This is a genomic window from Dellaglioa sp. CoH-56-MRSF-11, from assembly GCF_056782135.1.
The window spans coordinates 219,426-235,493 of the sequence record NZ_JBXAYE010000001.1 but is presented as its reverse complement, the minus strand read 5'-3'; the positions used below and the strand labels follow the sequence as shown (position 1 = coordinate 235,493).

At 34.1% G+C, this 16,068-nt stretch carries 14 protein-coding genes; 2 read left to right on the top strand and 12 right to left on the bottom strand.

The genetic code is table 11. The features are described 5' to 3' along the window. Nucleotides 1-917: 917 nt before the first annotated feature. The 3 genes from AC1RPT_RS01090 to AC1RPT_RS01080 are packed head-to-tail and all read right to left on the bottom strand — an operon-like array spanning nt 918 to nt 2,015. On the bottom strand, nt 918-1,346 hold the full coding sequence (locus AC1RPT_RS01090) for a MerR family transcriptional regulator (protein ID WP_409021721.1): 429 nt from the start codon (nt 1,344-1,346) through the stop codon (nt 918-920). 18 nt (nt 1,347-1,364) lie between these two features. Then, nucleotides 1,365-1,574 carry a hypothetical protein gene (locus tag AC1RPT_RS01085; protein ID WP_481760966.1) on the bottom strand — a complete coding sequence of 70 codons (210 nt, stop codon included), beginning with the start codon at nt 1,572-1,574 and terminating at the stop codon, nt 1,365-1,367. Continuing rightward, complete coding sequence (locus AC1RPT_RS01080) at nt 1,575-2,015, bottom strand: GNAT family N-acetyltransferase (RefSeq protein ID WP_481760967.1); 441 nt, start codon at nt 2,013-2,015, stop codon at nt 1,575-1,577. Between the two features lie 126 nt (nt 2,016-2,141). Here AC1RPT_RS01080 and AC1RPT_RS01075 point away from each other — a divergent pair, with 126 nt between their 5' ends. Continuing rightward, nucleotides 2,142-2,984, top strand: coding sequence for an alpha/beta hydrolase (locus tag AC1RPT_RS01075; RefSeq protein ID WP_481760968.1), 843 nt, complete (start codon nt 2,142-2,144; stop codon nt 2,982-2,984). 281 nt (nt 2,985-3,265) lie between these two features. Here the strand turns inward: AC1RPT_RS01075 and AC1RPT_RS01070 are convergent, their stop codons facing one another. The 6 genes from AC1RPT_RS01070 to AC1RPT_RS01045 form a co-directional block, all read right to left on the bottom strand. Then, a complete protein-coding gene (locus tag AC1RPT_RS01070; RefSeq protein WP_481760969.1) occupies nt 3,266-4,810 on the bottom strand; it encodes an ABC-F family ATP-binding cassette domain-containing protein in 1,545 nt (514 codons plus the stop codon). A 21-nt stretch (nt 4,811-4,831) separates the two neighbouring features. Continuing rightward, nucleotides 4,832-6,625 carry a translation elongation factor 4 gene (gene lepA / locus AC1RPT_RS01065; RefSeq protein ID WP_481760970.1) on the bottom strand — a complete coding sequence of 598 codons (1,794 nt, stop codon included), beginning with the start codon at nt 6,623-6,625 and terminating at the stop codon, nt 4,832-4,834. A 182-nt stretch (nt 6,626-6,807) separates the two neighbouring features. Continuing rightward, nucleotides 6,808-8,691 (bottom strand): ABC transporter ATP-binding protein, encoded by a 1,884-nt coding sequence (locus AC1RPT_RS01060; protein ID WP_481760971.1) that lies wholly within the window; start codon nt 8,689-8,691, stop codon nt 6,808-6,810. Next, nucleotides 8,691-10,430, bottom strand: a complete 1,740-nt coding sequence (locus tag AC1RPT_RS01055; protein ID WP_481760972.1) for an ABC transporter ATP-binding protein — start codon at nt 10,428-10,430, stop codon at nt 8,691-8,693. Before AC1RPT_RS01055 ends, AC1RPT_RS01060 begins: the two co-directional genes overlap by 1 nt. A gap of 6 nt (nt 10,431-10,436) precedes the next feature. Beyond that, on the bottom strand, nt 10,437-11,117 hold the full coding sequence (locus tag AC1RPT_RS01050) for a TetR/AcrR family transcriptional regulator (RefSeq protein WP_481760973.1): 681 nt from the start codon (nt 11,115-11,117) through the stop codon (nt 10,437-10,439). 88 nt (nt 11,118-11,205) lie between these two features. Further along, nucleotides 11,206-13,173: an ABC transporter ATP-binding protein/permease gene (locus AC1RPT_RS01045; protein WP_481761143.1), complete on the bottom strand. Its 1,968-nt coding sequence runs from the start codon at nt 13,171-13,173 to the stop codon at nt 11,206-11,208. A gap of 261 nt (nt 13,174-13,434) precedes the next feature. Here AC1RPT_RS01045 and AC1RPT_RS01040 point away from each other — a divergent pair, with 261 nt between their 5' ends. After that, a complete protein-coding gene (locus AC1RPT_RS01040; protein WP_481760974.1) occupies nt 13,435-14,322 on the top strand; it encodes a phosphate ABC transporter substrate-binding protein PstS family protein in 888 nt (295 codons plus the stop codon). Nucleotides 14,323-14,400: 78 nt separating this feature from the next. Here the strand turns inward: AC1RPT_RS01040 and AC1RPT_RS01035 are convergent, their stop codons facing one another. The 3 genes from AC1RPT_RS01035 to AC1RPT_RS01025 form a co-directional block, all read right to left on the bottom strand. Further along, nucleotides 14,401-15,282, bottom strand: a complete 882-nt coding sequence (locus AC1RPT_RS01035; protein WP_481760975.1) for an ROK family protein — start codon at nt 15,280-15,282, stop codon at nt 14,401-14,403. 110 nt (nt 15,283-15,392) lie between these two features. Further along, a complete protein-coding gene (locus AC1RPT_RS01030; protein ID WP_481762169.1) occupies nt 15,393-15,725 on the bottom strand; it encodes a PTS lactose/cellobiose transporter subunit IIA in 333 nt (110 codons plus the stop codon). Between the two features lie 21 nt (nt 15,726-15,746). Next, the gene (locus AC1RPT_RS01025) at nt 15,747-16,067 is read right to left on the bottom strand and encodes a PTS sugar transporter subunit IIB (RefSeq protein ID WP_481760977.1); all 321 of its coding nucleotides are present in this window, start codon (nt 16,065-16,067) and stop codon (nt 15,747-15,749) included. Nucleotide 16,068 lies beyond the last annotated feature (1 nt).

The window sequence follows — 16,068 nt, the reverse complement described above, 5'->3', positions numbered from 1 at the left end:
TATCAGAATAACGATTGAATTGTAACTTATTTTTTAGGAATACCTAACCTTTCATTTTAAAATACCTAAATGTAAGCTAAAAATCATAATTCACTGCATTAAAATAGGATTCAAGCATTTGTTTTAAGAAATGTCTTGAATCCTATCTTTTTGTAGAAGGAAAGCCGAAACCCGTGTTACCGAGAGTCGATTTTACTTGATTATTAATATATTTCGCCTCTATATCTTTATACTTATTTAGTTCTGTGAAGTCGCTTTTATATGTTTTGAATCATATATTATCGAACGACGCCCTTTGAGCGATTTGTTATCCATTCGATTTCAAACGTTTCTCCAAGACCAAATACCTCTAAATCCAATTATTCGTTCTACTACAACTTAAATCATCAAAATTCGATATCTTGATTTGCTTTTTAATGCTCAAGACCGGCACCGTTTTAATACGCCTTACTTGACATCTCTCAACGTCATTAACTTGCCGTACATTGGAAACTTAAACCATCATCTTAATTGATGTGTCCTGATTTGCTTTTAAGCGCTCAAGACTAGCACCGTTTTAAAACCTTGTTCGACGTCTCACGACGTTCACACTACCAAAATTCTAAATTCATCGGAGTAAACATCATCTAACTTGATGTGTCTTGATTTGCTTTTTAATGCTCAAGACCGGCACCGTTTTAATACGCCTTGCTTGACATCTCTCAACGTCATTAACTTGTGTTACATTTTTCAACTATCTTCAGTACTAAACATTGTCCAACTAACTTCGTTTTTAAAAACCATTAAGTGAGTTTAAAAAAGTGACTTCAGTTTTATTTTGTTCAGGGATTTCGATAGCCTTCCTTGCTACAAATTAAGTATAACACAAATGTAAACGGTTGCAACCTTTTTATGATTTTATTTTATAATTCTTTTTATTAAACATCTCTGAGTTCAAAACGTGTCCCTTTTTCATCTATTACCGCAAATAAACGCTGCTTTTTGGAGTCATCAAAATAGCCCATATCAAAAACTGTTTTATTTCCTTGTTTACCAACATCTGAAACACGATCAATCAAAAAGTGTTTAAATTGTCTAAAAATATCCATTTTTCCGTTAACGTGTTCAATCGCCGCAACCAATGTGTATCCTTCATCTAACTCTTCTTTTATAAGACTGACTTTTATGACCATATCTAAACGATATTCTCGCGACTTTGCCTTCTCATCTGAAATACTTTCAATATAGCCTTTTTGTTCCCAATATCTTAACTGTCGTGTTGAAACACCTGTCATTTTACTGATTTCACTAATACCGACAATTAACTTATCTTGCTTCATAAGATTGGCTAATGGATTATTATTCACTGTAAGTACCTTCTATCTCTAGTTTTCTAAATACTTTTGAAATTTTTTATCGATTTCTGGCAGACTTTTCTGTAATGATTTTGACTGGTTTTGTGTCCCCTCAGCCATTAACTTCAAGTAAGTAAATAAAATTTGACTAGCGTCTTTATGATATTTACTACCAAGTTCACTCGCAAATGTATATCGTTCATCCGTTAGTAATTTTGAAAATAAAGTTTCTTTTGCCATCTAGGCTCCTTCGATTGTTTTTATCATTGTGTGATGTGGAATTCCTGCGTCCATAAAGCCTTCACCTTCAACCTCATATCCTAGTTTCAAATAAAAATTTTGGGCTTGATCTTGTGCACCTAAGGTTAAGTATTTAATTCCGTAGACTGTTGAAAATCCTTCAATAAACGTTAGGATATCTGTTGCTAAATGTTGTCCACGAGCCGCTTTCAATGTTGCAACTCGCTGGACATGCCACGTTTCAGAGTCTTCGCTAAGTACACGTGCTGTCACAACAGGTTCTTCATCTTTATAACCCACAAAATGAATAGCTTCTGATTCGTTTTCAATTTCCAATTCCATTGGCACATTCTGTTCTCCAACAAAAACCGTTTTTCTAATTGATAATGCATCCTTATATATTTGACTACTTATATCTCTAGTTGATTTCACTATGAACATTTGCTCATCCTCAGCTTTCTTAGTTATCTTCGCATATAGCTTACCATAACTTGCTTTAAATTTGAACGTCAAGACCCGGTAGCTTATAATGAAAGCAAATAACTTACTATGCAAAGGAAACCACTAATGAAAAAATACGGTATATTAATAACCATCTTATTGATTTTAGGATTAGGTATTGGCTTTTTACTATTGCATAACAGTATACCTAAATCGGTAGAAACAGAGAAAAGTATTTCACAAACACCAACCTTATACATTCATGGATACGGCGGTACAGCTAACTCAACTAACGACATGATTGCCTCAGCAGAAAAATCTGGTAAGGCAAAAAAAGTTCTAACAGCAACCGTCTCTTCAACTGGTGATGTCACTTATACGGGTAGATGGAAATATACTGAAAAAAATCCAATTGTTCAAGTTATATTTGCGCGTAGTGATGCTCAAATTCCTGAAGAGGGCAGATGGATTGGTAAGATAACTGATTATTTAAAAGCATCATACGATATTAAAAAAATCAATCTTGTTACACATTCAATGGGTGGCTCATCTGCAATGTACTGGGCTGAATCTGTCAGAAAAAAATCTTCTCCTATCCTAAATAAATTTGTTCCAATTGCTGGTCCAATTAATGGGGTCCTCGGAATGGACGAAAAAGCCAATAAAAATTACTTCTTGAAAAATGACGAACCTGCTATTAAAACAGCAAACTACCAAAGTTACTATAGCAAACGAAAAAATTTCCCATCAACCGCAAAAGTCTTTGTTATTTATGGCGATGTGAATGATGGCTCAAATTCTGATACATCTGTCAGCATTGCTTCTGCCCGTTCAATGAACTATCTATTAAAAGGCCAAGTAAAATCGTATGACGAGCTTAAAATTACTGGTGAAGATGCACAACATAGTAAACTTCATAGAAATTTACAGGTTGATAAAGCTGTTATCCAATTCCTTTGGGGTAAATAGAACTATACGAAATATTAATTTTGTGCTATGATTAAGTTATGCGATGAGTCGAGTAAAATCAGACAACTTCGGTTGTTCCGCTGCGGCGGCTAGTGATTAGTTCGAAAATGGGGCATTTTTTACCTACCGCATTGTAGGTATGTCTGATTGTCACTGTTTTGTGGAATTCATACAATCTATTTACTTCGGTAAGTACCATAACAGGAAAGCATCAACTTCGGTTGGTGCTTTTTTTGTGCAGATAAATAGCCTTAGAAAATTACTTTCCAAGGCTATTATCACTATTTTTGAATTCTTATTGCTTCAACATCAAACACTTTATCAATCCAAGATTCATAAAATGGTGCTTCATGACTGACCAATAAAACATTTCCAGGAAAACGTCGGACTGCCTTTTGTAGCGCGTCTTTTGTATCATCATCCAAGTGATTAGTTGGTTCATCCAAAATTAAAAAGTTACTTGGTTTCAATTCAACTAAACTCAACTTAACTTTCATTTGTTCCCCACCACTCAAAATATTAATAGGTTTCATTGTATTCGCAGCATTAATCCCTGATTTAGCCAATCGGCGACGAATCGTTTTAGGTTCCAATTCAGGGTATTCATCTTGAATAATTTGAAGAGGTGTCATTTCTTTATTATCCCAAATTAAATCTTGATCAAAATAATTAACAACAACAGAATCAGAAAATTCAGCAGTTCCACCAAACGTTGGAATTAACTTCAAAATTGACTTAATCATTGTTGATTTACCAATTCCGTTAAATCCCTTTAAGACAACTTTTTCTTGATGTGATAATGAAAAAGTTACTGGTGATAGTAATGGCGTTTTATAACCAACTGATAAATTTTTAACGGCAAGCGTTGATGCGGATCCAGTATCTAGATAAGGAAAATCAAATTTACCTTTTACAGTATCACTTGGCGGTGTCACACGCTCAATTTTATCTAATCTTTTTTGTCTAGACTTAGCCATTGTGGCACGCGTTCCAGCTTTATTCTTTCGAATATAAGCCTCATCTTTTTCAATTTGAAGGCGTTGTTTCTGGAAAGCTTTTAGTTGCGCTTCTTTTTTAGCTTCTTTTTGCTTAATAGCTGATTTAAAATTCCCACGATATTTTGTGATTTTACCGAATGCAACATCAATAATTGTATTCGTGACATTTTGTAAAAATTCAAAATCATGAGAAATAACCATGAAACAGCCTTCAAATTGATTTAAATACTCAGTTAACCAATCAATATGTTCCGTATCTAAATAATTAGTTGGTTCATCTAATAAAATAACTTCAGGATTTTCCAATAATAATTTAGCTAAGATAATCTTAGATCTCTGACCACCACTTAATTCACTAACTTGATGGTCTTTTTCAATTGCATCTAATCCTAAACCAGTTCGAACACGGTCAATTTCTGTATCGATATCATAAAAATTTTTTGCCTCAAGTTCTTCTTGATATCTACCCGCTTTTTCCAACAACTTCTCGTCCATATTTTCAGCATAATCCGTATAGGCCTGCGTTTGTTTTTCACTAATATCATATAAACGTTGAAATGCTGTCTTCAAAAACTCAATAACCGTAATGCCTTCCGCAACTTCAGCATATTGATCTAAATAGCCAATTGTCGCACTTTTTTTCCATTTGATTTCGCCTTCATCAGGTAATTCTTGTCCAGTAATAATTTTGATTAATGTACTTTTACCAGCACCATTTTGACCAATGATACCCATATGATCCTCAGTGTTTAATTCAAAATGAGCATCCTCATATAATTGCTTATCCGCAAATTGATGGGAAAGTTGGCGAACTTCTAAAACTCCCATTGTAATCCTTCTTTCTAAAGACTAGTTATCATTGTTAACTTCCAATATTGCATTAAATACTTCTTGTGGTAATTCCATTTCAGCCTTAGAGCCCAATCGTTTATTAGCGCTTTGACGGCGTAGCATATCTTGTTTGGCAGCATTCTTTTTATCACTACTTGTTGTTGCGCTCTTACGAAGAGGCGGTACATTTGCACGCGAAATAGCTTTATTTTCGATAACTGCTTGTACTGGCATTGGGAATAATTTACGTGGAATTGAATATTTCAATTGCTCAACTAATTTCTGACCAATTTCCACAGCATCTTGTCTATGCACAACAAACCCTAGTGCATCGACTGTTGCATAGTTAACTAAAACGTCCATTTTAACAACGTCTGCTGTTTGATATCCTTTAAATTGCGTTTCCATTGTTGCATAGCCATGTGATAATGATTTTAATTGATTGAAGAAATCATAGGCAATTTCAGACGTTGGTAACGCATAATTCAATTCAGTTTGACCAGAATTGTATGACATATCTTGGAAAATACCTTTACGTTTTTCAGCTAATTTCATGATATCGCCCACTTGTTCATCTGGCACGGTCATATGAACATCTAAAAATGGTTCTTCAACATGATCAATTTCAGAAAAATTAGGGAATTGGACAGGATTATCAACAACAACTTCTTTACCATTTTTCAAAATAACGTGGTACGTAACATTAGGCGTCGTTGTTAACACCCCTAATTGGTATTCTTTTTCGAGACGTTCACGAATAATACTTAAATGTAACATCCCTAAGAATCCACATCTAAATCCTAGTCCTAAAGCATCTGACTTTTCTTCTTTATAATGGAAAGATGAGTCATTTAAAGCTAATTTTTGAATAGCTGATTTTAATTCTTTATAGTTATTATCTTTAGGATAAAATCCAGCAAAAACCATTGATTCTGATTCTTTATATCCAGGAAGTGCTTCTGGTGTCGGGTTACTTTGAGAAGTTAACGTATCCCCAATTTTAACTAGTTGAGGATCTTTTAGCCCTGTAATAACATAGCCAACATCCCCGGCATGTAGACTATCAACAGCCACCATGTCAGGTTTAAAAATACCTGCTTCTACTACTTGGAAATCAGTCGTTTGTTGCATAAATCGAAGTAAATTATTAGCTTTAAATTCACCATCAAAGACACGAATATAAGCCACAATTCCTTTAAATGCATCAAAATGTGAATCAAAAACTAATGCTTTAAGTGGTGCTTCAATATCACCGATTGGTTTTGGAATACGGTCTTTAATAGCCTCTAGAACCAAATCAACACCAATCCCAGTTTTAGCTGATATTAATAACATTTCGTCTTCATCAACGTCAGCTAATTCCATCAATTGAATTTTAGTTTCTTCAACATCAGCATTAGGATGATCAATCTTATTGATTACTGGAATAATTTTTAAGTTGTTTTCTTTAGCTAAACGGTAATTTGCAACCGTCTGTGCTTGCACACCTTGAGTGGCGTCCACCAATAAAATAGCCCCATCACTAGCAGCTAAACTTTTCGAAACTTCATATGAAAAATCAACGTGTCCCGGTGTATCAATAAAATTATATTCGTAAGTTTCACCATTAGTAGCTGTATAGTAACTACGAACCGTTCGTGATTTAACTGTAATCCCGTGTTCTTGTTCAACAGCCATTGAATCTAACAATTGACTAGACATCTCACGTTCACTGACAGTTTGTGTTTCTTCCATAATTCGATCAGCTAAAGTTGATTTACCATGATCAATATGGGCAATAATTGAAAAATTTCTAATTTGTGATTGTTTCATTATGATTAAACCTCATTTTCTAAATAATCATCTACTGTTTTAGAGTCTTTTTTATTATACGCTAAATTATCAACGTCGTAAGAAGAAGATTAAAAGCCGGTAAGAATGCCCAAGTATTTTAAAAACGAAAAAATAATGAACACAAATTTAACTAAGGTCAAATTCAGCTCATTATTTTTAATTTAAATAGTACCGTTTGCAAATTGGCTATTATATAAATCAGCATAAAACCCGTTTTTAGCAATCAAAGCATCATGATTTCCAGTTTCAATAATTGAGCCATTATCCATTACAATAATATTATCCGCATCACGAATCGTTGATAGACGATGCGCCACAACGAAACTTGTTCGGCTATCTAATAAGGTATCCATCGCTTTTTGAATCAAAACTTCAGTTCGTGTATCAACTGAACTCGTTGCTTCATCTAAAATTAAAATTTCTGGGTCAGCCAAAAATGCACGAGCAATCGTTAACAATTGACGTTGTCCTTGTGAAATATTTGAAGCGTCTTCATTCAGAACAGTTTGATAACCATCTGGTAATTGACGAACAAATGTATCAACATGAGCGGCTTTTGCTGCAGCATAAACCTCTTCATCCGTTGCATTTTCACGACCATATTGAATATTTTCCATAATAGTACCTGTAAATAACCAAGTATCTTGAAGCACCATCGAGATTGACTTACGTAAATCTTCTCGTTTCAAATTCTTAGTATCGACACCATTTAGTCGGATTGATCCCGCTGAGACATCATAAAAGCGTTCAATTAAGTTAATAATCGTTGTCTTTCCAGCACCTGTAGGTCCAACAATTGCTACCTTTTGTCCTTCGTTAACATCCAAATTATAATCTGTCATCAAAAGCTTCTTATCTGAGTAACCAAATTGAACATGATCAAAGGAAATTTTATTACCATTATCAGCAATTGGTAAGTCATCGTTACTTTCATCTTTCAATTCTTCTTCATCTAAGATTTCAAAAATTCGTTCTGCAGAAGCTACAGTTGCTTGAATCGTATTAGATAAGTTGGCAATTTGAGTGATTGGTTGTGAGAATTGGTTCACATATTGTAAAAAGGCTTGGACGTTACCTAAAGTAATTGTTCCTTGTGAAACCTTAATTCCACCAACAATTGCCACAAAGACATAGCCAATATTTTTAATAAAGTTCATTGCTGGCATAATTAATCCAGAAATAAATTGTGCTTTCCATGAACTTTTATAATAATCATTATTCTGTTTTTCAAAAATATCAATATTTTTTTCTTCTTTATTAAAAGTCTTAACAACCGTATGACCCGCATACGTTTCTTCCACTTGATTGTTCAAAAGTCCTAAACTCTTTTGTTGTCCAGCAAAGAACTTTTGCGAACGAGGCGCAATTAATGAGACAACAACCAAACTCAAAGGAACAATAATCAAAGCAATTAACGTTAATTGCCAACTAATTGAAAACATCATATAGAGAACACTGACAAAGGTCACAACACTTGTTACTAACTGTGTAAAACTTTGTTGTAACGTTCCAGAAATGTTATCCACATCATTTACAGCACGAGACATAATATCACCATTTGGATGTGTATCGTAGTAAGAAACAGGCACGCGTTCCATTTTAGCCTTAATATCTTTACGAAGTGCGTACACCGTTTTTTGAGAAATATTAGTCATGATTAATTGCTGCACAAAACTGAAAAGTGCAGACGCAATATACATAATACCAACTGTAAGTAAGATATTCTTAATTGCATCAAAATTAATTGGCAACGAGGTTACTTTCTGCCCCTGTTTCATTTGAGTGAATCCTTTAGTTACCCCAGAGAAAATCTCGGTTGTTGCGCGTCCTAAAATTTTAGGAGAAACCGCCTGGAAAATTACAGATATAATGGCTAGCACTAATACTATCCCTATTGAAATTAACCATGGTGACATGTATTTCGCTAAACGCCCAATTGTTTTCCAAAAGTTCTTAGGCTTTTCAACTGGTCGTCCAATATTGCCATGTCCACCTCGACCGCCCCGCATAGGTTGCGTTGCTTGTTTTGACTTATTATCTGCCATTACTCTGCATCCCCCTCTCTGATTTGTGACTGCATAATTTCTTGATAGGTTTCATTCGTGGCTTTCAATTCTTCATGAGTCCCTTTACCAACGATTTTTCCACCATCGATAACTAAGATTAAATCGGCACTTGTCACACTAGAAATCCGTTGTGCCACAATTACGACAACACTATCTTTGATGCTTTCATCCGTTTTAAGTGAGCCACGTAATTTAGCATCTGTTTTAAAATCAAGCGCTGAGAATGAATCATCAAACAAGTAAACAGAAGCTTTTTTAACTAATGCTCTTGCAATTGCAAGTCGTTGCTTTTGGCCACCAGAGAAGTTATCTCCACCTTGTTCAACTATGCCGTCTAAGCCATCCGCTGATTCTTCAACAAACGATTTAGCTTGTGCTATTTCTAGCGCATGCCACAACTCATCATCTGTTGCCGTTTCATTTCCAAACTGTAGATTACTTCGGATTGTTCCTCTAAAAAGAACTGTCTTTTGTTGAACAAGAGAAATTTGGTCGTGTAAGCTTACTTGGGTTAACTCATAAATTGATTTACCATCAATTTTAATATCGCCCGACTCAACATCAAACAATCGTGGAATTAAATTAATTAACGTTGACTTACCAGATCCAGTACCACCAATAATCGCAATCGTTTGACCCGCCTTTGCTTCAAAGTTAATATCTGTTAGGGCTTCTTTTTCAGCACCCGTATACCGGAAATTAACTTTATCAAATGACAATTGACTTGCTCCTACTTTACTACGATCAACTGTAATTGCATCAGGTTGGTCTTTTATCGAATTCTTCGTATCTAAAACTTCGTTGATACGTGCTGCAGCAGCTTGCGCACGAGGTAACATGACAAATACCATCGATAACATCATAAAACTTGATAAAATTTGCATTGCATACGTCATAAACGCAACTAGATTACCCACTTGCATCGACATATCTCCAATTAAATGACCACCATACCAGATAATTGCGATATTGGTTGCACTAAGAACTAAAGTCATCATGGGGAACATTAGCGCCGTAATTGAAAATACTTTACGGGCATTATCTGTATATTCTTTATTCACACGATCAAAACGATTTTGTTCATATTTATCTTGGTTAAATGCGCGAATAACACGAACACCTGTTAAACCTTCACGAAAGACAAGATTAATATGATCAATTCTTTTTTGTAACGTTTTGAACAGCGGCACTGCAAAATACATAACTGAAGCAATTAATATAATTAAAATTGGAACAGCTACTAAAAAAATCACGGTTAATTCTTTTTGTTTGTTATAAGCTAAAATACTAGCACCAATCAACATAATAGGCGCTTGGATCATCATTCTTAACATCATAACGGTAACGTTTTGAATTTGTAGAACATCAGTTGATGTTCTTGTAATTAAACTTGAATTTCCAATTTGATCAAATTCATGACTTGAAAAATTAAGTACTTTTTTGTAAATATGACTTCTTAATCTAAGTCCTAATTTTTGCGCTAAGCGTGAAGCGATAAAGACATTACCAACTGCCGCAACAATACCAATAGCTGCTACGCCTAACATGACATAACCCACCTGCCAGATATACGCAACATCGCCTTGTGAGACACCTTTATTAATCATGTCTGATGTTAATGTTGGTAAATATAAATCGCAGATAACTTGGACAATCATAAATATAAATGCACCAAACATTGCCCAAACGCTAACGCGATTTTTCATTACTTTTATCATTTATTTTTATTCCTTCCTTTTTGAAACACCAATAGCTACCCAGTTAGCCATTGTTTCATATTCTTTTTGTAACTCTTCAACAGGTATTTCAATACCTTCTCTTTGTTTTGAAAAATAATCATTAATAGTTTTCATAAATGGACTCATTAAAGAAAACATAAGTAAACTAATTTCTTCATCTGAGGAAATGGTTAGTAAAGACCGATCAATTTCACTCATAATATCAAAATCTGCTTTTAAATTTTGATGAAATGGTCCACCAAAATGTGGCTGTTTCCCACTATGATGCGGGTGGTGAGGATGATGTGGCTGCATCCGACTACTCATTTTAAAGTCCATTCGGACAAAGGCGTTTTTAAAAAATGCAGCATCTTCTCCGGACACTGTATTCGCAATCGTTTCTGAAAAAAAGGTCTTCATAGTCGTCACGACATCACCTTGATTTCGTTTTAATAATTCACCAAATCTTTTAGTTTGATTCTGTCGAATAGTATCAAAATAATAAAAGTATAAATCTTCTTTATTTTCGAAATATTGGTAAAAACTCCCTCGCGGAATATCTGCAATTTTTATGATATTACTAATTGATGCTTCAAACAGGGGTACTCTTGAGAACTCTTCTTTAGCAGCATCCAATATCCGTTGTTGCTTATCTTCATCTAAATTAAAATACGTTTTTTTAGGCATATTTTCTCCTTTATACAAAAAATGACAAGCTGTCATGTGACAACTTGTCATGTTACTAGTCTTTATTTAAAAATGCAACTTTATTTACTTATTCTTTTCTTAAAGATTCAACTGGATCAAGTTTTGATGCTCTGTTTGCTGGTAAGAAACTAGCAACCATACTAATCAAGACACTGATTAAAATACCAGAGAATACATAACTAGCTGTAACTTTAACAATCGTAACATCGAATGTTGCAACTGAGAATGCATTTAACCCAAAGGCTAAAATATACGTTACGCCAACACCAATTAAGCCAGATGCTAATCCAATTAGGAACGCTTCGGAAACAAATATACGGCGAATATCCTTACGACGTGCTCCTAAAGCTTTCATAACACCGATTTCTTTTGTTCTTTCAACAACAGATATATTTAGAACCACTAATATCATAATTGCAGAAACGAGCAATGATATCGCAGCTACGGCCGTTAAAACGTCTGTCAAAATATCTAACATTTGAGTAAACATTTCTGACATTTTTTCTTGAATTGAACCTGTGTAACCCAATGATTTAACTTTAGCTTTTATACCTGCCGTATTAGCCTTATCGTTTGTATGAAGATAAACAACATTTGGTTTAATTGTTTCATTATTATCTTCAACTAATTGTTGTAAGTCAGCGTAATTCAAGTAAACTAAACTGCTTGAACTGCTACTTCCAGATGCTTCATAAATTCCGGCAACTTTGAACGTTTTCTTAATCGTTTTTTCGTTATAAACAATCGCAATTTTAACTTGTTTACCAACAATGTTCTTGCCTAATGAATCTGCAGTTGTTTTATCTAATAAAATGCCATCCTTACCTGGTTTAGTACCCTTGGTAATGTTTGATTTTGTAATACCTGAGTTCATTGTACCCAACTGCATCAAACTAGCTTTTTTATCCTTATATGAAACTGTATTTGTACCTAGTGAAATTGCTGTATAACCCTTTTGTAGCTCATTCACATGTTTAATATTTGTTAACTTATTAATATCTTTTTTAGAAAATGATCCTGTCTGACCAGTAATTGCAGCCATTTGACTTTGTTGTTCTTTAGCTTGCGCTGCTTGGGCTTGAGAACCAGCAGCTGGTGTTGCTGTTTTAGAACTACTACTTGAAGAACTTGTTTTTGCCTTCATATGAACTTCAGTCACATTGGGATTCACGTAGCTAGTCATCGTATCCTTTATATAACTTGTTACCCCTTTTCCAAGCGATAACATTAAAACAACAGACATAATCCCAATACTTGAGCCAATAGCAACAAGTAAATTACGAGAAAATTTAGCTTTCATATTAAGTGCAGCTAATCGAATTGCAGACCATAGACTTAAATTCTTAGGCGTTTCGCCTTTAAATTCATCTTCATTAGTATGCAACTCTAATTGTTCTTGTTCGGAATCAGAAATAATTGCACCATTATCAATTCGTACAACACGACTTGAATATGCCGCAACGCGATCTGAATGAGTAACCATTAAAACTAATTTACCACGCTTTGCGATATCTTTGATAATTTCTAAGACAGCATCAGTTGTCTCTGAATCCAAAGCACCTGTTGGTTCATCAGCAATAATGACATCAGGATCATTCATTAAGGCACGTGCAATAGCAACACGTTGTTTTTGCCCACCAGATATTTGATCTGGCTTCTTTGTCATATGATCTTGTAACCCAACGTCTGTTAATAATTTTTTAGCACGTTTGACACGTACTGATTTATCAACATTTGAAAGCGTCATTGCCATAGCAACGTTATCAATCAAACTTAAATGAGGAATTAAATTAAAATTTTGAAAAATGAATCCAATACTCTTCTTATGAAAGTTAACAAGTTCTTTTTCAGAAAAATCACCAATATTTTCACCATTATACGTAATTTCGCCATCAAAATTTGAATCCAATCCACCTATTAAGTTCATTAATGTTGATTTACCACTTCCGGATTCACCAACTATTGAAACTAATTCTCCTTTGTCAAAAGAAGCATTAATGTCTTTTAAAGCCTTGAATGTCGTACCACCAGCCATATTATACGTTTTTGAAACGTTTTTTATTTCTAGAATCAATTTGTCTCCCCCTATTTCCGTTTTTATGACAGACTGTCATAATGAGCTGGTTTTTATTATAGATAATCACACTCACAAAAGCAAAGTATTTCGCTCCACCTTTACCCATTCTTTACAATTTCAGGTGTAAATCATTACACGATTCATACAGAACCATAACATTTAACTGATATTATGAAGTTGTTCTTAAATACGAATACAAAATAAAAGGGGAAGTTAATTATGAGAAAGAAAACAGCAATTATTTCGATAGCAGCAATGGGTCTTTTATTGTTGGCAGGATGTGGTAAATCATCATCTTCTTCAGATGATTCATCAAAAATTACAGGTAAAATTACTATTGTTGGATCAACTGCTTTACAACCTTTAGTTGAACAAGCAGCTGAAACCTATCAAGCAGATAATTCAGGTTTAACAATTGGCGTGCAAGGTGGTGGCTCAGGTACTGGTTTAAGCCAAGTTTCTACAGGTGCTGTTACCGTTGGTAATTCTGACATTTTTGCAGAACAAAAAGACGGCGTAGATGCTAAAAAGATTGTTGATCACAAAGTTGCCGTTGTTGGTATTGCACCTGTTGTCAACAAAGATACAAAAGTAACTAACCTCTCAAAAGCACAACTTGCTAACATTTTCTTAGGTAAGACAACAAACTGGAAAGAACTTGGCGGAGCAGACCAAGCGATTGTTGTCATTAATCGTGCTTCTGGTTCGGGTACACGTACCGTATTTGATAGTAGTATCCTTCCAAATAAAACAGCTAAACAAACACAAGAACAAGATTCAAACGGTACAGTTCAAAAAATGGTATCTTCAACACCAGGTGCCATCAGCTACTTAGCATTCTCGTACTTAAAAGATAACATCCAAGCATTATCTATTGATAACGTTAAACCAACATCAAAAAATGTTGAAACAAACAATTGGAAAATTTGGTCATACGAACATATGTATACTAAAGGTTCTCCTAACTACGCAACAGCTAAATTTATTGGTTATATTCAATCAGACAAAATTCAAAACGGCTTAATCAAGAAATTAGGTTATATCTCAATTTCAGATATGAAAGTTGAAAAAGACGCTAAGGGTACTATTGAAGAAATTAATAAATAGCTGTAAAAAATAGAACATTCAATACAAAAAGCTCATAATTATTAGATCTAAATCTAATAATTATGAGCTTTTTTATATTTAAATAGTGTTAAAGGTTATGAAATTTGTTTTATATTGGTATATTGCGCCAATCATATTAGCATCTCCATAAAAATAACATGTTTTTAAATTATACTTAAGGCCATCCGCACGTTTGGCAATGATTAATTGATTAATATATTTATTTAGTGTTTTAATCAAACCAGGTCTTTCAGATATAGCGCCTCCAATTAAAACAAGGTCAGGATCATACGATACAAGTAGATTAAACACTCCTACGGCTAAATGTTTATAAAAATCATCTACAATTTGGCATGCCTTATCATCACCAGAGTCAGATAAATCAAATAATTGTTTTCCGTTAATTTCACGATTATTTTCTGAAGAATACTGTTTGGCAAGATTTACTGGACTAACCAACTCACTGAAAGTACGATCATCATTTACATCTAAAATCATGTACCCAAATTCGCCACCAAATAGATTACTTCCGGCCTTTAATTTTTTATTCATTATTACAGAACCACCAACTCCAGATCCAATGATAATAGAAACAAAATCATCTACATCTTTAGCGTTTCCAATCCAATTCTCAGCTAATGCTGCACAATTAGCATCGTTTTGTATAGAAACTGGTACGCCTAAATATTGTTCCAACTCATCCCTAATCGGAAAATTGTGTATATAAGGGATGGCGCTAATCCCATGAATAATTCCATTTACCGTATCAACTGATCCTGGAGAACTAATGGCTATACCTTCAGCGTTCTGACAACTATTATATAAATTTTTAATTAAAGTTTTCATATCTTTCCACGTCTCAGGGGTCTCCCTCTTACCACGTGAAATGAACTGATTTTCTTTCCATTCTCCATACTTTACGGTTGTCCCACCAATATCAATTGCTAATATAGTTCCCATTGTTCTCCTTTTCAGTCATTCGACTAATATTTTTAGTATCTGATAATTATAATTTTTAATAAACGTATTAAATTAAAGAAGTTCTCATAGCACGTCTATAATGCGTCATTTTATACGGCGTTTTTTTTAATTGATTTATACATAGTTATAATTTCTTTAGCTAAATCAATATAACAGATACTCGTCATTAGCCAATCTTGCGAATGTATCAAATACAAATTAAGTTTCGTTTTTTCACCATTGGCCTCTTTTGTTAACAAAGTAGTTTGGATATTGTGCACCTTAGTTAACGCCTCTTGTGCTTGGTTCATAAAATCATCAGATTTAGAAAAATCAGACTGCTCAGCCATGCGGATTGCTTGAGCGGCAAATCCCTTCGCATTCCCCGATTCCATAATAATTCCCATTATTACAGTCATATCTTTATCATTCATATTTTTCATCCCCATTTCACTAAATTTATTTTATTCCGCAATTAAATTTACTGCTGTTTGTAATACTTTTTCACCGTTCATCATCCCATAATCTAGCATATCAATGACGTCCATAGGAATTCCAGCAGCATCAGTTTTACTTTTAATTTCTTCCTTCATATAACTGACCTGTGGCCCTAATAACAATACATCCGGATGAACACTTTCAATTTGATGGTCTACATCTGATGTTGATGTTGCAAATATTTCATAATCTTTTTTCTGCTTAGAAGCTGCCGCCTGCATTTTTGATACTAGTAGAGATGTAGACATACCAGCTGAACAAGCTAACATAATAATTTTTTTCTCCATG